The organism is Amycolatopsis sp. WAC 01376 (genome assembly GCF_003947415.1).
GTDB lineage: Bacteria > Actinomycetota > Actinomycetes > Mycobacteriales > Pseudonocardiaceae > Amycolatopsis.
In genome coordinates this window covers 205962-230466 of sequence record NZ_QHKL01000006.1, presented here as the reverse complement: position 1 = coordinate 230466, position 24505 = coordinate 205962, and the positions used below count along the sequence as shown (strand labels likewise).

General features: G+C 69.0%; 25 protein-coding genes. 12 read left to right on the top strand and 13 right to left on the bottom strand.

Annotated elements, in window-relative coordinates:
• Positions 1-51: 51 nt before the first annotated feature.
• Together DMH03_RS27970 and DMH03_RS27965 are read right to left on the bottom strand one after the other, a co-directional pair.
• Positions 52-615, bottom strand: a complete 564-nt coding sequence (locus tag DMH03_RS27970) for a hypothetical protein (protein WP_233611680.1) — start codon at positions 613-615, stop codon at positions 52-54.
• A 57-nt stretch (positions 616-672) separates the two neighbouring features.
• The gene (locus DMH03_RS27965; protein ID WP_125794976.1) at positions 673-1185 is read right to left on the bottom strand and encodes a DUF664 domain-containing protein; all 513 of its coding nucleotides are present in this window, start codon (positions 1183-1185) and stop codon (positions 673-675) included.
• 98 nt (positions 1186-1283) lie between these two features.
• Between DMH03_RS27965 and DMH03_RS27960 the strand changes: the two genes are divergently transcribed.
• Genes DMH03_RS27960 through recQ form a run of 3 tightly spaced genes read left to right on the top strand, consistent with a single transcriptional unit; the run spans position 1284 to position 4346 of the window.
• Complete coding sequence (locus DMH03_RS27960; RefSeq protein ID WP_016335887.1) at positions 1284-1625, top strand: helix-turn-helix transcriptional regulator; 342 nt, start codon at positions 1284-1286, stop codon at positions 1623-1625.
• Between the two features lie 9 nt (positions 1626-1634).
• Entirely contained in the window at positions 1635-2456 is an 822-nt protein-coding gene (locus tag DMH03_RS27955; protein WP_125794975.1) for an SMI1/KNR4 family protein, read from the top strand.
• A gap of 48 nt (positions 2457-2504) precedes the next feature.
• A complete protein-coding gene (gene recQ / locus DMH03_RS27950) occupies positions 2505-4346 on the top strand; it encodes a DNA helicase RecQ (RefSeq protein WP_199749050.1) in 1842 nt (613 codons plus the stop codon).
• Position 4347: 1 nt separating this feature from the next.
• On the opposite strand, the gene DMH03_RS27945 is transcribed toward recQ, so the two are convergent.
• A complete protein-coding gene (locus tag DMH03_RS27945) occupies positions 4348-4566 on the bottom strand; it encodes an antitoxin (RefSeq protein ID WP_125794974.1) in 219 nt (72 codons plus the stop codon).
• A gap of 162 nt (positions 4567-4728) precedes the next feature.
• Here DMH03_RS27945 and add point away from each other — a divergent pair, with 162 nt between their 5' ends.
• The gene (gene add / locus DMH03_RS27940) at positions 4729-5703 is read left to right on the top strand and encodes an adenosine deaminase (RefSeq protein ID WP_125794973.1); all 975 of its coding nucleotides are present in this window, start codon (positions 4729-4731) and stop codon (positions 5701-5703) included.
• Here the strand turns inward: add and DMH03_RS27935 are convergent.
• Together DMH03_RS27935 and DMH03_RS42635 are read right to left on the bottom strand one after the other, a co-directional pair.
• Positions 5660-6175, bottom strand: a complete 516-nt coding sequence (locus DMH03_RS27935) for a hypothetical protein (RefSeq protein WP_125794972.1) — start codon at positions 6173-6175, stop codon at positions 5660-5662. The two genes, add and DMH03_RS27935, sit on opposite strands and share 44 nt — an antisense overlap.
• Positions 6176-6244: 69 nt before the next feature.
• On the bottom strand, positions 6245-7948 hold the full coding sequence (locus DMH03_RS42635) for a cellulase family glycosylhydrolase (RefSeq protein WP_233611679.1): 1704 nt from the start codon (positions 7946-7948) through the stop codon (positions 6245-6247).
• Positions 7949-8174: 226 nt separating this feature from the next.
• Between DMH03_RS42635 and DMH03_RS27925 the strand changes: the two genes are divergently transcribed.
• On the top strand, positions 8175-8996 hold the full coding sequence (locus DMH03_RS27925; protein ID WP_233611678.1) for a lytic murein transglycosylase: 822 nt from the start codon (positions 8175-8177) through the stop codon (positions 8994-8996).
• Here the strand turns inward: DMH03_RS27925 and DMH03_RS27920 are convergent.
• Genes DMH03_RS27920 through DMH03_RS27910 form a run of 3 tightly spaced genes read right to left on the bottom strand, consistent with a single transcriptional unit; the run spans position 8993 to position 12681 of the window.
• Positions 8993-10342: a VWA domain-containing protein gene (locus tag DMH03_RS27920; protein WP_125794970.1), complete on the bottom strand. Its 1350-nt coding sequence runs from the start codon at positions 10340-10342 to the stop codon at positions 8993-8995. The genes DMH03_RS27925 and DMH03_RS27920 overlap by 4 nt on opposite strands.
• A complete protein-coding gene (locus DMH03_RS27915) occupies positions 10339-11220 on the bottom strand; it encodes a MoxR family ATPase (protein ID WP_125794969.1) in 882 nt (293 codons plus the stop codon). The genes DMH03_RS27920 and DMH03_RS27915 overlap by 4 nt, the downstream gene beginning before the upstream one ends.
• A 21-nt stretch (positions 11221-11241) precedes the next feature.
• Complete coding sequence (locus DMH03_RS27910; protein WP_125794968.1) at positions 11242-12681, bottom strand: MFS transporter; 1440 nt, start codon at positions 12679-12681, stop codon at positions 11242-11244.
• A 62-nt stretch (positions 12682-12743) separates the two neighbouring features.
• Here DMH03_RS27910 and DMH03_RS27905 point away from each other — a divergent pair, with 62 nt between their 5' ends.
• From DMH03_RS27905 to DMH03_RS27885, 5 genes are read left to right on the top strand one after another with little or no spacing between them, the layout of a single operon-like run.
• Positions 12744-13700 carry a YafY family protein gene (locus tag DMH03_RS27905; protein ID WP_233611677.1) on the top strand — a complete coding sequence of 319 codons (957 nt, stop codon included), beginning with the start codon at positions 12744-12746 and terminating at the stop codon, positions 13698-13700.
• 10 nt (positions 13701-13710) lie between these two features.
• Positions 13711-14745 carry an L-glyceraldehyde 3-phosphate reductase gene (mgrA, locus tag DMH03_RS27900; RefSeq protein WP_125794967.1) on the top strand — a complete coding sequence of 345 codons (1035 nt, stop codon included), beginning with the start codon at positions 13711-13713 and terminating at the stop codon, positions 14743-14745.
• A gap of 49 nt (positions 14746-14794) precedes the next feature.
• On the top strand, positions 14795-15553 hold the full coding sequence (locus DMH03_RS27895; protein WP_125794966.1) for a class I SAM-dependent methyltransferase: 759 nt from the start codon (positions 14795-14797) through the stop codon (positions 15551-15553).
• A gap of 13 nt (positions 15554-15566) precedes the next feature.
• Positions 15567-16172 carry a hypothetical protein gene (locus tag DMH03_RS27890; RefSeq protein ID WP_125794965.1) on the top strand — a complete coding sequence of 202 codons (606 nt, stop codon included), beginning with the start codon at positions 15567-15569 and terminating at the stop codon, positions 16170-16172.
• Positions 16173-16184: 12 nt separating this feature from the next.
• Positions 16185-16517 (top strand): hypothetical protein, encoded by a 333-nt coding sequence (locus DMH03_RS27885; protein WP_125794964.1) that lies wholly within the window; start codon positions 16185-16187, stop codon positions 16515-16517.
• Positions 16518-16611: 94 nt separating this feature from the next.
• Here DMH03_RS27885 and DMH03_RS27880 read toward each other — a convergent pair whose 3' ends face one another.
• The 5 genes from DMH03_RS27880 to sigC form a co-directional block, all read right to left on the bottom strand.
• Complete coding sequence (locus DMH03_RS27880; protein WP_125794963.1) at positions 16612-17424, bottom strand: aldo/keto reductase; 813 nt, start codon at positions 17422-17424, stop codon at positions 16612-16614.
• Between the two features lie 9 nt (positions 17425-17433).
• A complete protein-coding gene (locus DMH03_RS27875; RefSeq protein ID WP_125794962.1) occupies positions 17434-18675 on the bottom strand; it encodes a CdaR family transcriptional regulator in 1242 nt (413 codons plus the stop codon).
• A 141-nt stretch (positions 18676-18816) separates the two neighbouring features.
• Complete coding sequence (locus tag DMH03_RS27870; protein WP_073848534.1) at positions 18817-19272, bottom strand: (2Fe-2S)-binding protein; 456 nt, start codon at positions 19270-19272, stop codon at positions 18817-18819.
• Between the two features lie 26 nt (positions 19273-19298).
• Positions 19299-21545 carry a xanthine dehydrogenase family protein molybdopterin-binding subunit gene (locus DMH03_RS27865; protein WP_125794961.1) on the bottom strand — a complete coding sequence of 749 codons (2247 nt, stop codon included), beginning with the start codon at positions 21543-21545 and terminating at the stop codon, positions 19299-19301.
• Positions 21546-21734: 189 nt separating this feature from the next.
• The gene (gene sigC, locus DMH03_RS27860; RefSeq protein ID WP_125794960.1) at positions 21735-22304 is read right to left on the bottom strand and encodes an RNA polymerase sigma factor SigC; all 570 of its coding nucleotides are present in this window, start codon (positions 22302-22304) and stop codon (positions 21735-21737) included.
• 58 nt (positions 22305-22362) lie between these two features.
• Between sigC and DMH03_RS27855 the strand changes: the two genes are divergently transcribed.
• Entirely contained in the window at positions 22363-23091 is a 729-nt protein-coding gene (locus tag DMH03_RS27855) for a zf-HC2 domain-containing protein (RefSeq protein ID WP_125794959.1), read from the top strand.
• Between the two features lie 208 nt (positions 23092-23299).
• Entirely contained in the window at positions 23300-24502 is a 1203-nt protein-coding gene (locus DMH03_RS27850; protein ID WP_125794958.1) for an ROK family protein, read from the top strand.
• Positions 24503-24505 lie beyond the last annotated feature (3 nt).

Here is a 24505-nt window from a genome sequence, read left to right as displayed (position 1 = left end):
GTCAGGGACCACCTGGGCGCGGAGACCGCGGACAGACTTACAAGACACGGCCTAAGCCGGCTGACGTTCGCGAACCCGCGCGGCGGCCACCCGGCGTCCGTAGGGTGTCTTGCCTCCGGGCTTGTAGACCGACAGCACGGTCATGGTCACGTACATCGTCGTGGACACGATGATCGGGTAGAACCCGTCCACCCGGCGGCCCGCTTCCACGAACGCACCGTCCATAGTGGACTCGGCTGCCGCCGCCAGTTCCCGGATCCCCGGCAGCAGGGAGAACAGCGTCAGCCCGGCGGCGACCAGGGTCAGCACCAGTTTGATCGCGACCCACTTGTACCGGATCAGTCCCCATTTCGTGCCGACACTGAGCACGATCCCGCTGATCAGGGCGGTCAGGCTGACCGGCAGCAGCAGGTAGCCGCCGATCTGGTCCATCATCAGGATGGCCCCGTGCTGACGGCGGGCGTCTTCGGTGAACACGGAGGTGAAGGTCAGGACCGCGTTCACCATGGTGATCCCGAGCCAGCCGAGTGACGAAACGACATGGACGACGAGGACGAGTTTCCGCCACCGCGGGGTGAGCGTCATCGGCGGTCGCCGCACTGTGGAAGTACTCATGTGCCCAGTGTTTCCGCAGGCTGAGCTCACGTCGTCCGTCGTGGAGCGGCACCTCGACTACGTATCGCGGAGTACGAGCCCTCGGACGTACGCGGCCTGCCCGGCGTGCTGGAGATCGTCGGAAAGCACGCTGACCAGGCGAACCCCGAGGGTCACGGGCGGATCCCACGCGTCGTCGACGATACGGTCGAGGTCGGCTTCGGCCAGTCCGGCTGCCCACGCCGTCGTCGCTTCGTGGACCGCGTCGTAGTACCCGGTCAGCAGCTCGGCGGAGTCGACACGGACCGCCTCGACGTCCTCAGGGCGATGTCCGTATCCGGTGTCCGACGCCGGGAAGGGCAGCGAGAAGCGGCCTACCCAGTCCTGCGCGGTCCAGATCTGTTCGGTGCCCATCAGGTCGGCGAGGTGATCGTCCTGCACCCTGGTCAGATGCCAGACCAGCCAGGCGATCGTGTTCGCGCCCGGAGCCGGGCTCTCGGTCAGCTGGTCGGCGTCCAACCCCTCGACGGCGGCGTGCACGACCTCTTGGACGCGGCCGAACCCGTCGGCCACCACTTCGGCCAGTTTCATCGAATCCCCTTCCTGCGTCTCCCTCCACCATGACACCGCGAGGTGACCCCTGCCTTACAACCTTGACTTATATAAGCCCAGGCCGTGATAGTTGCGGGATGCACGCGTTCGACGTCCTGGGGGATCCGGTGCGCCGCCGGATCCTGGAACTGCTCGCGGGCGGGGAACAGAGCTCCGGTGACGTGACCACGGTGGTGCGCGCCGAGTTCGGGATCTCGCAGCCCGCGGTCTCCCAGCATCTGCGCGTCCTGCGCGAGAACGGCTTCACCACCGTCCGCGCCGAGGGCGCGCGGCGGCTGTACTCGGTGGATCCCGGCCCGCTCAAGGAGATCGACGGCTGGCTGGAGCAGTACCGGCGTTTCTGGACCGGGCCGCTCGACGCGCTCGCCACCGAGATCGCCCGTGGCCGCCGCGAGCGCCGGAAGGCCGCCGAAGACTAGGGTCGGCCCATGCGCAAGGGGTGGGGGCGTGCCGTCGTGATCGCCGTCGCGAGCGTCGTCATCGTGCTGGGGCTCGTCTTCGCGGTCACGGAACGCGGTGGGCGGGACAAGGGAGTGCAGTCGTACCCGGCCCCGCCGGCGACACCTCGCTTGCCGTCCTATTCGACGGCCGCACCCGCGCCCACGACCCGGCCGACGCTCACCGTCGACAGTGGCTGCCGCCTGGGACAGGGCCCTGCCGAACTCGCCCCGGTCCCCGAGGCGACCACCCGGCGGGTGAACGCCGCCTGGGACCGTGTCGAACGGTGGCTCAAGGCCAACGCGCCGACGACGGCGAAGACCCTCCGCCCGCCCGCGACGATCGCGCGGATCGCCGAGGCGCAACGGAAGACCGGCGTCGCCTTCCCTGCCGAACTCGTCGCCTTCCTGCTGCGGCACGACGGTGTCTCGGGCATCGGCGAAAGCTTCGCTTTACCCCCGTTCCACCACCTCGCGTCCACGGAAACCGTCGCGAGCCAAGCGAAGGTCATGTGCGATGTGCTGATCTCGAGCGGGCTGGACGGCAACGTCGGTTCCTGGTGGCACGGACGGTTCGTGCCGGTCGCCGTCGACGGCGGTGGTGACGGGCTGTTGCTCGACCAGCGCACCGGCACCGGGCGGCTCGGCGACTGGAACCACGAGGGGTCGGTGGGCTTCGACCGCTTGCCCGCGACCCTGACCGAACTGCTGGAGCAGACCGCGGCGGCGCTGGAGACCGGCGGGCCGGTCGTCGGCGGCTACCGGCCGGTCGTCACCGCGAACCGGGCGCTGGACTGGGAGTTCCCGCGCTGAGGTGCGCGGGCGCGTGGACTGTCGGACCCCGCCCCTAGAATCGTCCGGGTGGCAGCCCCCGACATCGGTACCTCGGAAGTCTCGGAAGCCCTGGAAACGCTGAACCGCGTCTTCGGCTACGACGACTTCCGCGGCGACCAGCACGCCATCGTCGAACACGTCATCGCAGGCGGTGACGCGCTCGTCCTCATGCCCACCGGCGGCGGGAAGTCACTGTGCTACCAGATCCCCGCGCTGGTCCGGCCGGGCGTCGGGGTGGTGATCTCGCCGCTGATCGCGTTGATGCAGGACCAGGTCGACGCGCTGCGCAACCTCGGCGTGCGCGCGGGTTTCCTGAACTCGACGCAGGACTACGCCGAGCGGAACAGGGTCGAGGCCGCCTTCGTCGCCGGCGAGCTGGACCTGCTGTACCTGGCACCGGAGCGGCTTTCGGTCGAATCCACCGTGCGGCTGCTCGATCGCGGCAAGATCTCGCTGTTCGCGATCGACGAGGCGCACTGTGTCTCCCAGTGGGGGCACGATTTCCGGCCCGACTACCTGATGCTGTCCGCGGTGCACGAGCGCTGGCCGGACGTGCCGAGGATCGCGCTCACCGCCACCGCCACCAAGACGACGCACGCCGAGATCGCGTCCCGGCTCAAGCTGGAGGACGCGCGGCATTTCGTCGCGAGTTTCGACCGGCCGAACATCCAGTACCGGATCGTCGGCAAGAACTCGCCGCAGCGGCAGCTGTTGGAGCTGCTGCGCACCGAGCACCAGGGCGACGCGGGCATCGTCTACTGCCTGTCGCGGAACTCGGTGGAGAAGACCGCGGACTTCCTGGTCGAGAACGGGATTCCGGCGGTGCCCTATCACGCCGGGCTGGACGCGCGGACACGCGCGAAGCACCAGTCGCGGTTCCTGCGCGAGGACGGGCTGATCGTCGTCGCGACGATCGCGTTCGGCATGGGCATCGACAAGCCCGACGTACGATTCGTCGCGCACCTGGACCTGCCGAAGTCCGTCGAGGGTTACTACCAGGAGACCGGTCGCGCCGGTCGTGACGGGCTGCCGTCGACGGCGTGGCTGGCGTACGGCCTCCAGGACGTCGTCCAGCAGCGCAAGATGATCGACATGTCGGAGGGGTCCGAGGCGCACAAGCGGCAGCTGAGCGCCCACCTCAACGCGATGCTGGCGCTGTGCGAGACGGTCGAATGCCGTCGCGTGCAGGTGCTGAACTACTTCGGGCAGCAGAGCGAGCCGTGCGGCAACTGCGACACCTGCCTGGCGCCGCCGGAGACCTGGGACGGCACGATCCCGGCGCAGAAACTCCTCTCCACCATCGTCCGGCTGCAGAACGAGCGGCGGCAGAAGTTCGGCGCGGGGCAGCTCATCGACATCCTGCTCGGCAAGTCGACGCCGAAGGTGACGCAGCATCGGCACGACTCGCTGAAGGTGTTCGGGATCGGCACGGAGCTGAAGGAGCCCGAGTGGCGGGCCGTGGTGCGGCAACTGCTGGCGCAGGGGCTCGCGGCGGTCGAGGGCGACTACGGCTCGCTCGTGCTGACCGAGGGCAGTGCCGAGGTGCTGAGCGGGCAGCGGAAGGTCCAGCTGCGGCGTGAGCCGGAGCGGGCGGCCAAGGCCGCGGCGCGGTCCAGTACGAAGAAGGCCGCGGCCGCCGACATGCCCGCCGAGGCGGCGCCGGTGTTCGAACTGCTGCGGTCGTGGCGAGCCGCGGCGGCGAAGGAGCAGGGAGTGCCCGCGTACGTGATCTTCCACGACGCGACCCTGCGCCAGATCGCCACCAAACGGCCCGCCACGCTGCAGGAGCTGGGTTCGGTCAGCGGCGTCGGCGAGAACAAGCTCGCCAAGTACGGCGAGCAGATCCTCGAAACGCTCGCCGAGGCCTAGCTCAGTGCTCGTGCGGCCGGCGCGGCGGCCGTCCGGTCATCCCGTCGACCTTGCGTACCGCGCCGTCGATCTGGCTGTGGTACTTGCCCTTCGTCTTGTGGTCGACGAAGGTCGCGGCCTTGTTCACGACCTTCGAGACCTTCTCGGGGTTCTTCCGCACGTAGGCACGCACGGCCCCGGCGGTGCCGGCCAGGGCGGTCAACTTCCGCAGTAGAGGCACTGTGGTCCCTTTCCTCGGGGTCGTCTGGTGTCCTGCTCAACGACCGGTAGTGGTCACTGGGTTCCCCGAAGCGCTCCGAATCACTCATTTCGGATACCCGCGCCGGTCGGAGCGGGGAAAACGGGGCGCGCGACGCGGGCCGAGGCCAGTAAGTTCGGGCCCATGCGGGATCTTTCGCTGCTGCCCAAGGCCCATCTGCACGTCCACCTCGAAAGCACGATCCGGCCGGACACGCTCCGTGACCTCGGTGAGGCGAACGGTGTCGCCGTACCCGCGGAACAACCCGTGTTCGACGGGTTCCGCGCGTTCGGTGACTACAACGGGCTGCTGCGGTCCTGCCTGCGGAGACCGGAGGACTTCGAACGGGTGGCGCGCGAGTTCTGCGAGGACCAGGTCGCGGACGGGGTCCGCTACGCCGAAGTCACCTTCACGGCGGCTTCGCACGGCGAACGACTGGGCGAGCCGGACATGCCGCTGGCGTCCGTCCTCAAAGGACTCTCGGCAGGGGCGGCCGAATACGGTCTCCACTGGCGGATGCTCCTGGACCACTCACGCCGCCGGCCGGTCGAACGCGCCCGGCTCACCCTCGACCTGGCGCGCCGGTACGCCCCGGACGGGGTGTTCGCGATCGGCCTCGCCGGGGAGGAGAAGTATCCGCTGGCGCCGTTCGCCGGGATCTGCGACGAGGCAGGCGAGGCCGGGCTGCGCCTGATCCACCACGCGGGCGAGGACGCCGGACCGGCCAGCATCCGCGAGGCCCTCGAGGTCGGCCACAGCGAGCGGATCGGCCACGGCATCCGGATCCTGGAGGACGTCGCACTGGTCGCCGAGGTGCGGGAACGCGGTATCGCGCTGGAGGTCTGCCCGTCGTCGAACGTGACGCTTGGGCTCGTGCCGTCGTTCGAGGAGCACCCGCTCCCCCGGCTGGTCGACGCCGGGCTCGTGGTCACGCTCAGCACCGACGTCCCGTCGATCACGGGGACGACGCTGACCGACGAGTTCCTGCGCACTCGCGAGGCGTTCGCCTACGACGACCTCGCGCTCGCCGGACTCTCCAGGGCGTCCGTCGACGCGTCCTTCGCGCCCGCCGAGCTCAAGCGTTCGATCCACCAAGAGATCGACGCCTGGCTGGCCTGACGCCGCGCACCTGTGCCCCCGCGGCGTCGATGAAGGAATCGAGCGCCCGCTGGCACCGCTCTTCGTGACCGGCCAGTTCGGCATGGTCGGCCGCTTCCCTGATCGCGGCACAGTGTTCGAAGGCGACATCGGCGAGCGCCACCAGCTCCGGATCGCCGGTGAGCAGTGCCACCCGGAAGCGGGCGTGGTCGGCCGCGGCACCGAGAACGTCCGATTCGGTGAAGGCAGCACGCAGATCGTCGTCGTCAGGGGCGGCACGCCGACGCAGAAGCCAGAGACTGACGGCACCACGGCGGAGCCCGGTGATCGCGCCCGCGAAGTCGGCACAGGCTTCCGTCCGGTCCTGGCGGAGTCGTTCTTCCCGGGTGAATCGCTCGGTGCGAGCGGTGTTGAGCCGCTGGAACAAGAAGGTCGACGTCGAGCCGAGCAGGGTCCCGGCCACGGCGATGAGGCTGGTGAGCCACGCGTTCATCCGGCGGAGTCTGCCATGCCGGGGAACGCCTCGTGCCCGGTGAGGACAGCGGGCACGAGGCGTCCTGGCTCAGCCGGTCGGGAAGTCGTCCGGCGTGCGGATGCGGTCCCGCACCCAGACACCGGCGGGCTTCAGCATCGAAGTGCCGGTGAAGGAGTTCCCGGCGCAGGTTCCGGTCTTGAACACGGCACCGGAGCGGAAGTCGTCGGAGAAGTTCCAGTTCGTCCAGCCGATCTTCTTGGCGGCCAGCAGATCAAGGTACTTCTGCGAGTACGTGAAGTCGTTCCCGCCGTCACCCGTGTAGGTCTGGGTGCCGAATTCCGTGACGAACACCGGGATCCGGTCCGCGGTCCGCGCCAGCGCGTCGTAGTGCTCGTCCTGGTGCGATGCCGCGTAGAAGTGGAACGTGTACATGATGTTAGTGGCGTTGACCGGGTTGTTCAGGATGTCGTTCTCGTCGCGGCCGTCGGAGATGCCGAAGGTCGACCATCCGTGCGTCCCGAGGAAGACGACGCTGTCCGGGTCCTGGGCCCGGATCACCGGGATGACCTCTTCGGCGTACCGCTTCACGTCCGCCCAGCTGACCCCGTTGGGCTCGTTCGCGACGTCGTAGATGATGTTGACCTTGTCCTTGTGCCGCTGGGCGATCTCGGTGAAGAACGTCTTCGCGAGGTGGGTGTTCGCGTTCGGGTCACCGGGGTCGAGCTGGTGCCAGTCGACGAGGACGTACATCCCGCGTTTCGTCGCTTCTTCGATGTAGTTGTGCATCATGTCGGTGAACTTGCGCGGGTTGCTCTCGTAGCCGTCGTCCTGGATGTACATGGCGACACGCAGGATGTCGGCCTTCCAGTCGTTGGCCAGCGCGTCCAGCGAAGCGGTCTTCACGCATTGGCTGTACCACTGGATCCCGTGCGTGCTCATCCCTCGCAGCTGGATGGGCTTGCCGTACTGGTTGCACAGTTTGACGCCGCAGACGTGGAGCTTTCCGTTGATCGACACCGGTGTCCCGGTACCGCACGCGGGCGTGGTGACGGAGACGGCGTTGCTCGGCGCGGACGTATTCCCCGCCGCGTCGTAGGCGACCACCGTGAACGAGTACGACGTCGACGCGGCGAGACCGGTCACCGTCGCGGGCGAATTCGCCGTCGTGGCAACGGTTTGACCGCTCCGGAGGACGCGGTACCCGGCGACCCCGACGTTGTCCGCCGACGCCTGCCAGCTGAGGGTCGCGCTGCCGCAGGTCACGTTCGACGTCGTGGGCGAGCCCGGCGCCGTCGGCGCTTCGGTGTCGTTGGAACCACCGCTGCCCTCGACCGAAAGCGAGTCCGCGTTGGGCCCGCCGTTCGACGTGACGGCGGTCGTGCGGATCCTGTTGGTGCCGGCCGCGAGATTCACCGAGGTGGTGACGGTGCGCCAGGTCGTCCACGCGCCGGTGCCGGCGAACCCGAGGTCGTCGACGGCGAGGGCGCCGTTGACGGTGATGTCGAGCGGGCGGTCGGCGGTGGTGCCGTTGGCGTAGCGGAAGGTCAGCGTGTGCTGTCCCGCCTGCGCCGCGTTGACGGTGTACTCGACGTAGCTGCCGGTGACGTTGTCGTAGTTGACGAAGCCGGATCCGGTGAAGCCCTGGTGATTGGATTCGACCACGCCACGGGAGACCGCCGCGTTCTCGGACTCGTAGCGGACGGGAGCCGCGGAAGCGGCCTGGGCGGAGATCGGGACCGAGGCGGCCGCGAGCACCGTGACCAGCGCCGCCCGCCATCTTGGGCGTACCACTTTGTGCCTCCTTCAGAAGCATCGTTGCGTTCCGTGGAGCAGGGGCGCGGCGAGCCCTTGTTAGGAAACCTTCCTAACTCGGCTTCGGGCCCGATGTCAACCGATTCGCGTGTTTCGTCCTCTGAATGCGGTCCGTGCGCGTTCAACTACCGCATCCAGAGGACGAAATGCGCGGGTGGGGGCGGGCCACACAAGTTCTCCACAACAGTCACGTACCGTGGAACCGGTGACCGCTTCGTCCCCTTCGGCACTGGATCTCATGGACCAGTGGCAACCACCGCCCAAGAGGCGCGGCCCGCGCGGCTGCGTGATGCTCGCGCTGCTGGTCGTGGGCGCCTTGGTGGCAGGCGCCGTCTGGGTCGTGGTCAGCCTCACCGACCGCGAGCCGGTGCCGGTCAAACCGGAATTCGTCGTCCCCGCCCTCAAACCCGCCCCTCGTTCGGCGATCCCCGGCGACGCCGGACCGCTGCCCGCGGAGCCCGCGAAGGACGCCTGGATCGCGAAGGTGTCGGAGAACACGGACCTTCCTTCGCGTGCGCTGCGGGCCTACGTGAACGCCGCCGAAAAGACCGCGACGACCACGCCACGCTGCGGAATCACTTGGGCGACCATCGCCGGGATCGGCCGGACCGAGTCCCAGCACGCCCGGCACGACGGCTCCCGCGCCGGCGAGGACGGCGTCGTGACGCCGCCGATCATCGGCATCCCGCTCGACGGCTCCCCCGGCGTGCTGGCGGTCGTCGACACCGACAAGGGCGCCCTCGACGGCGACCCGAAATGGGATCGCGCGGTCGGGCCGATGCAGTTCCTGCCCGCCACCTGGAAGCGGTACGGCGTCCGTGCGAGCGGTGACGGCGTCGCGCCGGATCCGCAGAACATCGACGACGCCGCGATGACGACCGCCCGGTACCTGTGCGCGCGGGGCGGCGACCTCGGCAAACCCGCCGGTTGGTGGACCTCGGTGCTGATCTACAACAACTCCACGGCGTACGGGCAAGAAGTGTTCAGCAACGCCGACGCCTACGGGAAGGCCGCGCTCAAGCCCTAAGCGGGCAGCAGCCTGGTCACCAGCCGCGTCAACTGGTGCACGTTCCGGCATTCGTGCATCTCGACGACCTCCGCGTACGCGTGCGCCTCGGAGTCCCCGGTGGACCACAACGCCGTCCGCTCCGGATTGAGCCAGTACGTATGCCTCGCGGCGGCGGCGATCCCGCGAACCGCCGCCAGGTTCGGGTCACCGCCGTTGGTCCTGGCGTCCCCGAGGATGAGCATGGATGTCTTGGGCCCCACGGCATCCGAGTACCGTTCGACGAACTCGCCGAGCGCGTGCCCGTAGTCGCTGTGCCCGTCCCAGCGGGTCAGTTCCGCGTCGGCGAGGATGCGCGCGCCGAGGTCCTCCGGATCGGCGGCGCCGGTGTCGACGAGGTGGGTGATCTCGTCGCACGCGTCGATGAACGCGAACACCCGCACCTTGCTGAACTGGTCGCGCAAGGCCTGCACCAGCAGCATGGTGAAGTTCGCGAAACCGGCCACCGAGCCCGACATGTCGCACAGCAGCACGATTTCCGGCCTCCCTGGCCGGTGCCGCCGGTACGACGGCCGCATCGGGACGCCGCCGGTGGACAGCGAACGCCGCAGCGTCCGGCGCAGGTCGATCTGCCCGCGCGCGCGCCGCCGTCGCCGGGCGGCCAGCCGGGTGGCGAGCTTGCGGGACAGGGGCTGGACGACACGGCGGAGCTCGGCGAGTTGCGCGCGGCTGGCGAGCAGGAAGTCGACGCGGTCGGCCGCGGGCGGGACGGCGTGCCGCGAAACCCGTTCCCTGCCACGGACTTCCGCCACCCTGCGGCGTGCTTCGGTCCGCACCATTCCACGGAAGCCCTCGACCCGCCGACGGACGTCGTCCCGGTCCAGTCGGTCAGTGAAGTCGTTTAGGGCTCCCGCACGGATCGCTTCGAGCACGCGGACCACGAGGGTCTGCGGCTGGAGCCGTTCCAGGGTCTGGTGCGCCGACCAGCCGCCGGTGCCCGCCGTGCCGCCGTACTCCCCCAGCATGTCGACGGCGAGCCCGGCGAGTTGCGTCAGTTCCGTCTGGTCGTCGGCGGCGAGCGCGGCGGCGAGCCGGTCCCGCAGCGCGGCCAGGTCTTCGACCGGGTCCTGCGAGGGCGCGCCGACGCCGAGCGGGAAGTAGATGTCGAACGTCGCGTCGAACACCGCGCGCTGGCCGCCGCGCCGGACGAGCGCCGCCGCGAGCCCTTCCCGCATCTGCTCGCGGGAAGCCAGGCCCAGCACTTCGAGTGCCGCGGCGGCGTCGACCGTCTCACTGGGACCGGCGGGAATTCCGTGCTCCCGCAACGCTTCCACGAACTCGACGAGCCTTCCCGGCACGCCGCTCACGAGTCGAGGACCTTGCCGAGTTCCAGCCGCGCGTCCGCCTTCACGACGTCTTCCTGGTGTTTGAGGATCACGCCGAGACTCGCGCGGACGACGTCCTCGCCGAGGCTGTCCGCGCCGAGCGCCAGCAGGGTGCGGGCCCAGTCGATGGTCTCCGCGACCGACGGCGCCTTCCGCAGTTCCATCGCCCGCAGCGCGGTGATCACCTTGACCAAGGACGCGGCGAGCGCGTCGTCGACGCCAGGCACCTTGAGCCGCACGATGCGCTGTTCCAGTGCCGCGTCGGGGAAATCGATGTGCAGGAACAGACAGCGCCGCCGAAGCGCCTCGGAAAGTTCGCGCGTCGCGTTGGACGTCAGCACTACGAACGGCCGGCGCCCGGCGACGATCGTGCCGAGTTCCGGGACGGTGATCTGGAAGTCGCCGAGCACCTCCAGCAGCAGCCCCTCGATCTCGACGTCGGCCTTGTCGGTCTCGTCGATGAGCAGGACGGTCGGCTCGTCGCCCTTGATCGCCGTCAGCAGCGGCCTGGCCAGCAGGAACTCTTCACCGAAGATGTCGTTGCGGGCTTCGTCCCACGTCTCGTCCTTGCCGGCGGTGATCCGGAGAAGCTGCTTCGCGTGGTTCCACTCGTAGAGCGCACGCGACTCGTCGACGCCTTCGTAGCACTGCAACCGCACGAGCCGGGAGCCGCTCGCCTGCGCGACCGCCTTCGCCAGTTCGGTCTTGCCGACGCCCGCGGGGCCCTCGATCAGCAACGGCTTGCCGAGGGCGTCCGCGAGGAACACCGTGGTGGCGACGGCCGCGGAGGCCAGGTAGCCGGTGTCGGCGAGCTTCGCCGTCACGTCTTCGACGGATGTGAAGTACCCGGTCCCAGCCACGCGGCCTCCCAGCTCGATCGCCTACCCGGCCGACTCTACGTCGCGGATCCGCTTGGGCAGCAGGAACCCGACCGCGAACGTGAGCATCACCATCACCGCGACCACCCAGAACGTCCGCTGGGCGGCGTCGGTCGGGTCTGCGGTCCCGGCGTCGAAGAACACCGTGCCCAGCAGCGCCATCCCCAGCGCGCCGCCGACCTGCTGGAGCGAGGTCAGCGCGCCCGACGCCGATCCGGCCTCCGACGGTTCCACTCCGGACAGCGCGATCTCGAAGTACGGCCCCATGATCAGCCCGGAGCCGATCCCGACCACCAGCAACGCGGGGGCGATCAGCCACGGACCGGTTTCCGGGCCGAGGAGCAGCAGCAGCGCGACCACGCCCGCGGTCATGATCAACGCACCGGTGTGCAGCACCTTGCGGCCGTGCTTGCGCACCACCTGCACCAGGCCCATCCCGACGATCATCCCCAGCGACATCGGCACCCCGGTCAGCCCGGCCTTGAGCGGCGAGAAACCGAGCCCGAGCTGCAGGTACAGCGTGAAGACGAGACCGAAGCCGGAGAACGCCGCGAAGTAGATCGTCCCGGTCGCCATCCCGGCGAGGAAGCTGCGCTTGCGGAACAGGCTGGGTTCGACCAGCGGGTCACCACCGCGACCGCTCTTGCGCTTCTCGAACCAGGCGAAGACGCCGAACACCACGACCGCGGCGGCCATCATCGCGAACGTCCACAGCGGCCATCCGTACTCGCGGCCCTGCACCAGCGGGAAAACGATCAGCAGCGCACCGGTCGTGGCGAGCAGCGCGCCGGGGATGTCGAGGGTGAGCGAACCGCCGGGCCGGTTGGCAGGCAGGAACTTCACCGCGGCCAGCACGGCGAGCGCGCCGATCGGGAGGTTGATCAGGAAGATCATCCGCCAGCCGGTGCCGAAGAGATCGGCGTCGACCAGCCAGCCGGCGAGGATCGGGCCGCCGACCGCGGCGAGCCCCATCACCGGGCCGAACATGCCGAACGCGGACTGAAGCTCCTTTCCGGTGAACATCTCCTTCATCATGCCGAGGCCCTGCGGGATCATCGCGGCGCCGAACAGGCCCTGCACCACCCTGGCGGTGATGATCATCTCGGGGCTCACCGCGATCGCGCAGAACAGCGAGCCGACGACGAAGCCGGCCGCGCCGATCAGGAACATGCGCTTGCGGCCGAAGATGTCGCCGAGCCGTCCGCCGGTGAGCAGCCCGGACACCATCGCGAGGGTGTACGCGACGCCGAGCCACTGGATCATCGCCGTGCCGCCGCCGAGCGAGGCCCGCATGACCGGACCGGCGATGCTCGTGACCGTCATGTCGAGCAGTTCCATCACCGAACCGGTCAGGATCACGAACAGCGCGGGCCAGCGCCAGCGGTAGGACTTCTCCACGTTTTCCGTGGTCACACCGCTCGCGGTGTCCAGTGTCATCGTCATGGGAACAACGCTAAAGTCAATTCCGGCCACTTTCTGACCGGAATCGGAGCGAACCTGGATTCATGGCGAATACGAGTGCGCGGATGCTGAGGCTGCTGTCGCTGCTGCAGACACACCGCTTCTGGTCGGGGATCGAATTGAGCGACAAGCTCGAGGTGAGCGAGCGGACGCTGCGGCGTGACGTCGAACGGCTGCGCGAGCTGGGCTATCCGGTGAACGCGAGCCGCGGCGTCGCGGGCGGCTACCAGCTGCGGTCGGGCACGGTCATGCCGCCGCTGCTGCTGGACGACGAAGAGGCCGTGGCGATCGCGGTCGGCCTGCGGACGGCGGCGGGCGGTTCGGTGGAGGGCATCGAGGAGACCTCGGTCCGGGCGCTGACGAAGGTCGTCCAGGTGATGCCGCCCCGGCTGCGCAGACGTGTCGACGCACTCCAGGCGTACACGACGCCGGCGGCCGTCACGGGTCCCCGGGTCAACGCGGCCAGCCTGACGGTGATCGCGCAGGCCTGCCGGGACGACGAGCGGCTGAAGTTCGACTACGCGGCGCGCGGCGGCGAGGAGTCCGCGCGGCTGGTCGAGCCGCACCGGCTCGTCTCACTCGGACGGCGCTGGTACCTGGTGGCGTGGGACCTCGACCGGGTGGATTGGCGCACTTTCCGTGTCGACCGGCTCAGTGAGCCGCGCACCACCGGCGCCCGCTACCGGCCACGAGAGATCCCCGGCGGGGACGCGGTCAAGTTCGTCGAGGCCCAGATCAAGGCCAGGCCGACCACGTACGAACTGGTGGTCCGGGTCGAGGCGCCGAAGGCACAGGTCGAGGCGGCCGTGCGCTACATCGGTGGCACGCTCGAAGCGATCGACGAGACGTCTTGCCGTCTGACGATGAACGTCGACACCTTCGACTGGCCCGTTCTGATCCTCGCCGCCATCGGGGCGCCCTTCGAGGTCGAGAGCCCTTCGGCGTTCAAAGATCACCTGGGCGCCGTCGCCACCCTCTTCACACAGGCCTCGGCGGGCTAGCATCGGGCCGGTGAGCACCTATGCCGCGGCCGAGGGCCGATACGAGAGCATCCCCTACCGCCGCACCGGGCGCAGCGGCCTGAAGTTGCCCGCGATCTCGCTGGGCCTGTGGCACAACTTCGGCGACGACAAGCCGCTGGGCGCGCAACGGGACATCGCGCGGCGCGCGTTCGACCTGGGCATCACCCATTTCGATCTCGCCAACAACTACGGCCCGCCCTACGGTTCGGCCGAGGAGAACTTCGGCAGGCTGCTGGCGTCGGACTTCAAGCCGTACCGCGACGAACTGGTCATCTCGACCAAAGCGGGCTACGACATGTGGCCGGGCCCGTACGGCGAATGGGGCTCGCGCAAGTACCTGCTGTCCTCTTTGGACCAGTCGCTCGGCCGGATGGGGCTGGACTACGTCGACATCTTCTACTCGCACCGCTTCGACCCCGAGACCCCGCTCGAAGAGACCGTCGGAGCGCTCGACACCGCCGTCCGCTCCGGGCGCGCGCTGTACGTCGGTATCTCGTCGTACTCGTCGGAGAAGACCGCCGAAGCCGCGCGGCTCCTGCGAGAGCTGGGCACTCCACTGCTGATCCACCAGCCGTCGTACTCGATGTTCAACCGGTGGCTCGAAGGTGACAAACTGCTCGACACGCTCGAAGCCGAAGGCGCGGGCTGCATCGCCTTCTCGCCGCTGGCGCAGGGACTGCTTACCAGCCGCTACCTCGACGGCGTTCCCGAGAATTCCCGTGCGGCGCAAGGGAAGTCGCTCAACCCGGAGACGATCACCGAGAACACCGTCGGCAAGATCCGGGCGCTGAACGAGATCGCCGAGCGGCGCGGGCAGACGCTGGCGCAGCTCGCGCTCGCGTGGGGCCTGCGTGACCCGCGGATGACGTCGGTGCTGATCGGCGCGAGCAGCGTCGCCCAGCTGGAGGACAACGTCGGCGCGCTGAAGAACCTGCACTTCACCAACGAAGAGCTGGCCGAGATCGACCGCTACGCCACCGAAGCCGACATCAACCTCTGGAAGCGCTCGACCGACGCCGGATGACACCCGAAATCGCGTTGCCCCATCCGGCCGGGGAGCCGAAACTGCGGACATGACTTTCGAAGAGCTGCTCGCCGAGGCAGAGGCCGTCCCGGTCGAAGGCTGGGACTTCTCGTGGTTCGAAGGCCGGGCCACGGAGGAACGGCCGCCGTGGGGATACTCGCGGCTGCTCGGTGAGCGGATGGCGGCGGCATCCGCCGGACTCGACCTGCAGACCGGCGGCGGCGAGGTGCTCGCGGGCATCCCGAAACCGCCGCCGGTCCTGGCCGCGACCGAAGGCTGGCCGCCGAACGTCGAGGTCGCCAGGAAGACCCTCGCGCCCTTGGGCGGCGAAGTGGTCGAGGCCGAGTACGACGCGCCGTTGCCCTTCCCCGACGACTCCTTCGACGTGGTGAGCAGCCGCCATCCGATCGCGAACCCGTGGCGGGAGATCGCGCGCGTCCTGCGTCCGGACGGGATCTTCCTGTCGCAACAGATCGGCGCCGGGACCGTCCGCGAACTGAAGGAGTTCTTCCTCGGCCCGCAGGACTACGGCGGCTGGACACCCGACGTGCTGCGCATCGAGGCGGAGGCCGTCGGGCTGCGGGTGGAGCGGCTCGAACCGGCGAAACTGCGGATGGAGTTCTTCGACCTCGCCGCGGTGGTGCACTTCCTGCGGAAGGTGATCTGGATCGTGCCGGGCTTCGAGGTGGCGAAGTACCGCGACAAGCTCGCGGAACTCCATCGGATGATCGAGACCGACGGGAAGTTCGTCGCGCACTCGCGGCGGGTGCTCGTGGAGGCCGTCAAGGCCAGCCACACGTTCGGGTGATCATCGGCTCGATATGGCGATCTTCGATATTGCGGAACACATTTCGCAAGTCGTTAAGTCGTTGTCACGCTATCGCGCGATCTGCACCGGAATACCTTCGCCAGGCTCCATCCACCCAGTAACGTCGGACTACGTGATCAATCGAACGCACTCGATGATTCTCGCGGTTTTCGCTCTCGCCCCGCTCCTTCTCACACCGGGAGCTGCCGCTACCACTACAGAAGCCACTCACGGCATCACCTTCACGAGTCTCATCGGCAACGCGATCCCCGCGCCGCACTGCGAGCTCAAAACCGGAAACACCTACCTACGCACTTCAGGAGCCAAGAAAGTCGTCGGCTTCAAGCCGAAGATAACCTGCGACGAGATCATGGACACCATCTCCCTGACCGGCCAGATGTACGCCGTGATCGGCGGGACGACAACCGCGCACGGTGAGGCTCCGACCTCGACCAACGCCGGCCAGGTCTCCGTCGAAAACAAGCAGATCGGATACAACTGCGACGGCATCGGGAACACGGTCTGGTTCGGCAGGGCCTCAGTGAACGCGGTCTGGCGCGGCATCCCCCAAGCCGCGGTCGTGGACAGCCCGACGGCAACTCTTCCGTGCGGGGTATGACATCCTCACGCAATGAAGGTGGCCGACGGATACACGGGCTCCGGGAATGTCGTCAGCACCGACGCACCCAGCTACCTGGTCGAATTCTGGCGCGTCATCGCCGACGACACCGGGCATGACACGTGGAACGCCGTCGAATACGAACTCACCGAATGCGACGTCCACGACGCACTGCGCTGGGCGCGCGAGAACGCGCCCTCCGGCGCGACGGTCCACACCGTGATCTACGCCTGCTATCGACAACCGGCGGGCTCCGCCGAATCGGACGTCCACATCCTGCTGGCCGGCTCCGATCCGAGCAAGATACCCACGTCGACCACCACGCTCACCTGGCCGACCGCCTGAAGTGCTTCGCGTCGAGGCGACGCCGTCGGCTGGCGGGCCACCGCCCCTGTACTGGCCGTCGGCCGACCGCTGGGCGTGGTCACCATGGCGCGGCTCAGGTCCCCAGCCGCATCAGGTGCTCGTCGGTCAGCTTCACGTCCCCCGCGGCGAAGTTCTCCTCCAGGTGCGCGATGTTCGCCGTCCCCGGGATCGGCACCATCACCGGCGACCGCGCGAGCAGCCACGCGAGCCCGACCTGCGCCGTGGTCACGCCCAGTTCCGAAGCGACGGCCTCGATCGCGGCGGTGGCGGAAGTCGCGGCGCCGAGCACCGGACGCCAAGGCAGGAAAGCGATCCCGGCCGCCTCGCACGCGTCCAGCACCGCTTCGTACTCGCGGTCCAAGAGGCTGTAGCGGTTCTGCACGCTCGCGATGTCCACGATCTCCCGTGCCCGCGCGAGTTCGTCCACGGTGACCTCGGAGAGCCCGATCCGGCCGATCTTGCCCTCGTCACGCAGGTCCCGCAGCGCGCCGAGCTGATCGGCCAGCGGCGTCTCAGGATCGAGACGGTGCAGTTGCAGCAGCTCGATCCGTTCGACGCGCAGCCGTCGCAGCCCTTCGTCGACCTGCACCCGCAGCGATTCAGGCCGTGCGTCGTACTTCCAGTCGTCCCCGCTCCGCAAAACGCCGGCCTTCGTGGTGACCACCAGGCCGTCCGGGTATGGATACAGCGCTTCCGCGAGCAGTTCCTCGTTGGCTCCCCAGCCGTACAGATGCGCGGTGTCGATCAGCGTGATGCCCAGTTCGACCGCCCGCCGGGCGACCGCGATCGCGTCCTCGCGTGCGGGGCCCGCTTCGGTCGGCAGGCGCATGGCGCCGAAACCGAGGCGGTGCACGGGCAGATCTCCGCCGATGGCGAATTCGTTCATGCGGGAAACCTAGCGCAGCGGATCCCTCGGCGAGGGCAGATGAGAGGTGTCCGGGAACATGTGGAGCGCGCGCAGGGCGGCGCCGAGCTCGGCGATGTCGGCCGGGTCGGTCAGCGAACGGCCCAGTTCCTCGGAAATCCGCTTCAGCCGGTGCCGGATCGTGTTGGGGTGACAGAACATCCGCTCCGACGTCAGTTTCGTGGAGCCCTGGCATTCGAACCACGCCCGCAACGTCAGCAGCAGCACGTTCCGGTCGTCACCGGGCAGGTCGAGGATCGGCCGCAGTACGTGATGCGCGAGCTGGACCGACGCCTCCGGCGCGCTGGCGACGAGACCGGCGAGCGGGGATTCGTTGAACTGCACCATTCCCGTCGTGCCCGGCAGCATGCTGGAGAGCGCGACCCTGGCGAGGTGCAGCGCGCGGGAGGTGTTCCCGAGGCCGGTGAACACCGGGCTGACCCCGATCCGGCCGATCTGGTTCTCCCGCAGCAACTCGACGATCAGCTGCGAAGCCGACGGATCCCGCATCGACACGACCCCGACCTGCAGGTCCGGCGTGAGCCGCCAGGCGGACGCGTGATGCCGGTCGCGGAGCCGGTTTTCGATCTGGGGCAACGGTTCGTGCCCGACGCGCGGGGTCTCCGCCGCGACGACCACATAGGTCCCGTCGAGCGAGAGTTCCAGCACCCGCGCGATGTCCCACAGCGTGCCCTCGGTGGCCGCGCCGCCGGCGAACAACGCCTCGACCAACGCGGAGCGTCTGCTTTGGTGCGCCAGCATGACTTCGGCGGTGGTGTCGCGGTACGTCGTCGTCAGCGCCTCGGCGTAGTCGTCGATGAGTGCCCAGATCGCCGACGTCGCGGCGACGAGTCCGCGGAGGTCCTGATGCTCGCCCGAAGCGGTCAGTTCGACGAACCGGTTCCACACCTCGGTGAGCCCGATCCGATAGGCCCGAAGCAGTTCCGGCAGCGGCGCGCCCTGCAACGCCCGTGCGCGCCCGGTCGCCCGCGCCTGCGTGAGGTCGGGTTCCTCGGTGCCGCGCAGGGTCCGCATGACGAACTCGAGGTTGTTCCGCACCGACGTCCGCAGTTCGGCGAGGGTGACGAACTGCGCGTCGCGGTACACCGGCATCTCGGCGCGGATCTGCGCGACGGTGCTCTCGATCAGCTCGGGCAGCTGTTTTTCGACCTCGAAGGCCAATTCGGCGACGACGGCGGCCGAGCCTTCGCGGAGCACAGTTCGGTAGTGCATGGACGTCCTCCGGGGGCAGGGACTCCTCGTCGAATCCCTGGGGACGTCATCTAACACGACTTACCCGGAGGGGGCCTGTCGAAGCCGGAAGGCTCCGCCGGTGCGGCGGAAAATCGGGATTTCCGCCGCACCGGCGGGATTTCACATCTTCGCGGCCGCGCTCTTGATGGCTTCGCGGATCCGGAAGTAGGTGCCGCACCGGCAGACGTTCTGGATCGCGTCGATCTCGGCGTCGGTCGGGTTCTTCGTCTTCTTCAGCAGCGCCACCGCGGCCATGATCTGCCCCGGCTGACAGTAGCCGCACTGCGCGACGTCCTGTTCCAGCCAGGCCTCCTGCACCGGATGCAGGTCATCACCGTCGGCGAGACCTTCGATGGTGGTGACGTCCTTGCCAGAGCAGTCGGACACCGGCGTCACGCACGGATTGAACGCCTCGCCGTCGAGGTGACTCGTACATGCCTTGCAGACGTTGATCCCGCAGCCGTACTTCGGGCCGCGGACGCCGAGTTTGTCCCGCAGCGCCCACAGCATGGGCAGATCCGCGGGCGCGTCGACGGTGACGGTCTTCCCGTTCACCGTGAAGGTGTAGTTGGGCATCGGAACTCCTTGGCGGGGAAGGAAAGTCAGCGGGGGAAGGGTTCGAAGTCGACCGGGAAGTTGATCGGGAAGCTTCGCGGCTTGATGCCGGTCGCCCGCGCGTAGGCGCATCCGATCGCGCCGACCGGTGCCGGCACGCCGAGCTCCCCTGCGCCGCCGATCTCGCCCGTCTCCGGCATGACGAACACCTTGACGTCCATCGGCGAGTTCTTCTGCCGCGCGTAGTGGAACTGCGAGTAGCTGCCCTCGAGCGGCAGGCCCTTGTCGATGTGCAGCCCCGCGGTCAGCGTGGTCGAGATACCGTCGGTCAGGCCGCCGAGCATCTGCGCCTCGAGGCCACGCGGGTTGATCGGCTTGCCGACGTCGACCGCGATGGTCGCCTTGGTGACGCGCGGCTTCTTCGGGTCGCGTCCGTCGAGTTCGACCAGGCAGGCGGTGTACGACTTGTACTCGCCGTGCACGGCGACCCCCTGCGCGAAACCCTTGGGCATCTTCTTGCCCCACTCGCCGAGTTCGGCGACCTTGTCCAGGACGGCACGCTGCCGGTCGTTCTTGATGAACTCCCGCCGGAACGCCACCGGATCCTTGCCGAGCTTCGCGGCGATCTCGTCGACCATGATCTCTTCCGCGCCACGGGTGCTCGACGAGTACACCGACCGCCACGCGCCGGTGTGGAAGTCCACCGGGACCTCGTTGAGCAGCTGGGTGGTGACACCGAAGTTGTACGGCGACTTCACCGTCAACAGGAACACCGTCTGCGCGAAGCTCAGGTTCCCACCGACCGGCAGTTTCGCGGCGAAGGCGGTCAAGACCTCGCCGAGCCCGTGACCCCAGTCGGTCTCCACGCTGGCGACGCGGTGCTCGAAGGTGAGCACCTGTCCGAGCGCGAAGGTGGCGCGGATCTTGTGGTGGCTGGCGGCGCGGGCGCGACCGTGGCGCATGTCGTCGATACGGCTCCACATCAGCCGCACCGGCCGCTTCATCGCCTTCGAGATCCGCGCGGCTTCGATCGCGCCGTCGGAGAACAGGCGGCGGCCGAACGATCCGCCCGCCTGCTGGACGTGCACGGTGACCTTGTTCTCCGGCAGGCCGAGTTCCTGCGCGATGTTCTGCTTCGCGAGGATCGGGACCTTCATCCCGGACCAGATGGTCGCGCTGTCCTCGCGGACGTCGGCGACCGCGGAGTTGGTCTCCAGCGGCGCGTGGCTGGCGAAGGCGAAATCGAATTCGCCGTCGACGTACTGGGTCAGCAGCGGCGGCACGACGAACGGCAGCGCCGCGGCTTGCAGCTTCTTCTTGATCGTCGCGTTGTTCTCACCGTCGACGGTGCCGGCGTTCCAGGTGACGTCGAGGGCGTTCTTACCGTCGAGTGCCTGGCCGAAGGTCTCCGCCAGCACCGCGACCCCGGTCTTGATCACGGCGATGTCGATGATGCCGGGCATCGCGCGCACGGCGGCCTCGTTGTTGACCTTCTCGACCGTGCCGTTGATCGTCGGCGGGCGGCGGACCATCGCCGGTTTCGCGCCGGGGATGTCCAGGTCGAGCGTGTACTTCAGCTGCCCGGTGACCATCGCGCGCGCGTCCTTGCGCGATTGCGGCGTGCCGACGAGCCGGTGCGCGGACTCCGCCTTCGGGGTCGCCGTGAGCTTCCCCAGATCGGCACGGGCGGCGGGCTTGGACAGCGCGCCGTAGTCCGCGCGGCGGCCGTCGGGCGCGATCACCGCACCGTCCCTTGTGGACAGACGATCGGCCTTGGCGCCCCATTGCCGAGCCGCCGTCGCCACCAGCCGGGCGCGCGCGGCGGCCGCCGCGATCCGCACCGGGGTGTAGAGCGAACGCATCGTGTTGGAACCGCCGGTCAGCTGGTTGAACAGCAGTTCGGAGCGGGCGTCGGAGAGCACGACGTCGACGCGGTCGAGCGGCAGGTCCATCTCCTCGGCGACCAGCATCGCGTTCGCCGTGGTGATGCCCTGGCCGACCTCGGTCCGGGGCAGTTCCAGGCGGACGCTGCCGTCTTCGCGGACTTCGAGGACGAGCAGGTTGGCGGTGGGGGCGTTCGAAAGGATGAGGACGTCGCCGAGGTCGAGGATCTCGGCAGGACCGGGCGGAGTCGGGATGACGGCTTCGGCCTCTTCGGGCGCGAAGCCGTCGATGCCGATCTTCGTGGCGATCGTGAGCGTGGGCGCCGCGACGAGGAAGCTCAGGAACCGGCGGCGGCCGAGACCGCCGGGGTCCTGAGTCTCGCCTGGGGTTCCAGTGGTGGGACTGGCCATCGGGAAGATCCCTTCGAGAGCGCGCGGAGAAGGCGGGGACCCTCGCGCGGCCTGGGGTCGGATGGCGACACGCTAGGCATCGGCATTCGGCCTAGTCAACGCGGAGTAGTCGGGTCAGCCCATCTGTGTGACGCGGTGACAGCGAAGCGCCCCGAATGTGTGGCGCGCCACAGCGCACACCGCAATTCGTCAGATGGAGTCGCGCTCCCGGCCAGCTTCGAGCAGGTCCTCGCGGGCACGCGCGATACGCGAGCGCACGGTGCCGACCGGGCAGCCACAGATCTCCGCGGCCTCGGCGTACGAAAGGCCCAGCACCTGGGTGAGGACGAGGACCTCGCGCCGCTCCGGGTCGAGCCCGTCGAGCAGCATCCGCAGCTCCACGAGGTCTTCGAACCCCGCGACACCCTCCGCCTGACGAGCGCCGCGACGCTCGGCGGTGGCTTCCCAGTCGACGTCGGCGAGCTTCGGACGCGCCGAAGCCGCCCGGATGCGGTCGACGACCACCCGGCGCGCGATCGACAGGAGCCAGGTCCGCGAGGACGACCGGCCGGCGAACCGGCGCAAGCTGCCGAACGCGCGCAGATACGTCTCCTGGGTGAGATCGTCGGCGGCGCTGACGTCGGCGAGGTGCGCCACGAAGCGCCAGACGTCCGCCTGGGTGGCACGCACCCAGTCCTCGAGAGCCCGCCGGTCTCCGCGGGCGGCGGCGAGGGCGAGCTCGGTCACCCGCTCGTCGTCGTGGTTGCGCGGCCCGGCCATACGAGAAACGTAGCAGCGTCCCGGGAACCCGGGCAGGCCCGCGCCCGACAAGTGAGACGTGAAGTGCGAGACCTGCCGCGAGGCCCTGTCGGCCCGGCTCGACGGCGAAACCGAACCCGCCCCGCCCGAGGTGGTCGACCGGCACGTGACGGGCTGCGCCGCCTGCCGGTCGTGGCTCTCGCGCGCCGAGCGGCTGCACCGCACGATGCTGCTGCGGCCAGCTCCACCGGTCCCGGACCTCACCGCCGTCATCCTCGAGCGCACCCCCGCCCCGCCGAGGGAGGGCTGGCCCGCCAGGATCGCGCTCGCCATGGTCGCGATCGCGCAGCTCGGTCTCGCCTTCGCCCAGCTGCTGGGCGTCGACGACCACGGCGCGGGACACGGCACGGAATCCCTGGTCGGGCACCTTTCCCACGAAAGCAGCGCGTGGAACCTGGCCGTCGGCGTCGGACTCGGCTGGGCGGCCGTCCGCACGAAGGCGGCGGCCGGGCAACTACCGGCGCTGACCGGTTTCGTCGCGCTCCTCCTGGCGTTGTCGGCGGGCGACCTCGTCACCGGACAGGTCACCGCCGGACGCGTGCTCACCCACGGCCTGGTCGTCGCCGGACTGCTTTTGCTCTTCGTGGTGAACCGCCAGCACCGTCTGCGCAACCGCCCCAGCCCCGCGACGACGGCCGACAGCCCGGGTTCCCACCTCGCGGAAACGGACTACGAAACCGGCGAAGTCCCCGAGCGGCCCCGTCAGCACAGGGGATTCCGGCGGCCCGCGAGCCGCCACGTGGCTTGAGCCTTCTGGTCTAGACCATTACCGGTCACTGGGAGCGCATGCCCGGATACCGGGTGAATCACCGGGTTTTCGCGCGCGGCGTGCGCGATTCGCGGCGCCGGCACGTTTATCGTCACCGGGAACCACCGAATGTAAACCTTCTTGCCCATTTCGGGCCGGACCCGGATAACTTTGGTGGAACACCTTGGTTCGACAGGAGGCGAAGCTCGTGGTTGGCGCAGAAAATCCGCCCGTCGGCACCCCCGCCGGGATGCGGAAGATCAATCAGCGCGCCGTACTGGACCTCCTGCGCCGCAGCGGCCCGGCGACGCGACCCCAAGTCGCCAAGGACACCGGTCTTTCGAAACCCACGGTGAGCCAAGCGTTACTGGCGCTCGAAGCGGCCGGTCTCGCCAGGGCGACCGGGCACACCTCGACCGGCACCGGCCGGTCCGCCGTCCTCTACGAAGCGGATCCCACGGCCGGGTACGTGCTCGGTGTCGACATCGGACGCGAACATCTCCGGGTCGCCGTCTCGGATCTCGGCCACACCGTGGTCGCCCGCCGTGACGAGCGGAACACTTCGCGTTCGGGCACCGCGCTCGTCAGCGCGGTGGGCGCCCTCGCGGCGGCGACAGTGCGCGAGGCAGGGCTGAGCCAGACCGACATCGTCGTGCGGGTCCTCGGCTCACCCGGCGTCGCGGATCCGGCGAAACGCTGCTTCCGGCACGCGCCGAACCTGCCAGGCTGGGGCAAGGCCGGCCTGCTCGACGAACTCGAAGCCGTCCTCGGCCCGGACCTCATGGTCGAGAACGACGCGAACCTCACCGCCGTCGGCGAATGGGAACGCGGTGCCGCGCGCGGGGCGTCGGTGTTCGGCTGCATCACCATCGGCACCGGTGTCGGCATGGGCGTGATGGTCGACGGCCAGGTCTTCCGCGGCGCGACGGGCGCGGCAGGCGAAATCGGCTACCTGCCGTACGGGCAGTCGGACGCGCCGGGCGAAGGCGAGGACGCCCCGCCGGTCCGTGGCCACCTCGAAGAGGCGACGGCGGCACAGTCCGTCGTCCGCGGCGCACGCGAACTCGGCCTCGGCACGGCGAAATCGGCCCGCGAGGTCTTCCGGCTCGCCCGCGACGGCGACGAACTCGCCCTGCGCGCCGTCGAGGCGGAGGCGGACAGGCTCGCGTACACCGTGGCGTCGGTGGCGGCGGTGATCGATCCCGAACTGATCGTGCTCGGCGGTGGGATCGGCACCGCGGCCGATCTGCTGCTCGACCCGATCGACCGCGCGCTGCGCGCGTTCACTCCCCTGGTGCCCGCGGTGGTCCAGGGTGAACTGGGCGACGACGGGGTGCTGACCGGCGCGATCAGCGTCGGGTTGCGCGCCGCCGAGGGCCTGGTCTTCGAACGCAAGGTCGGCGCGGCCTAGGCG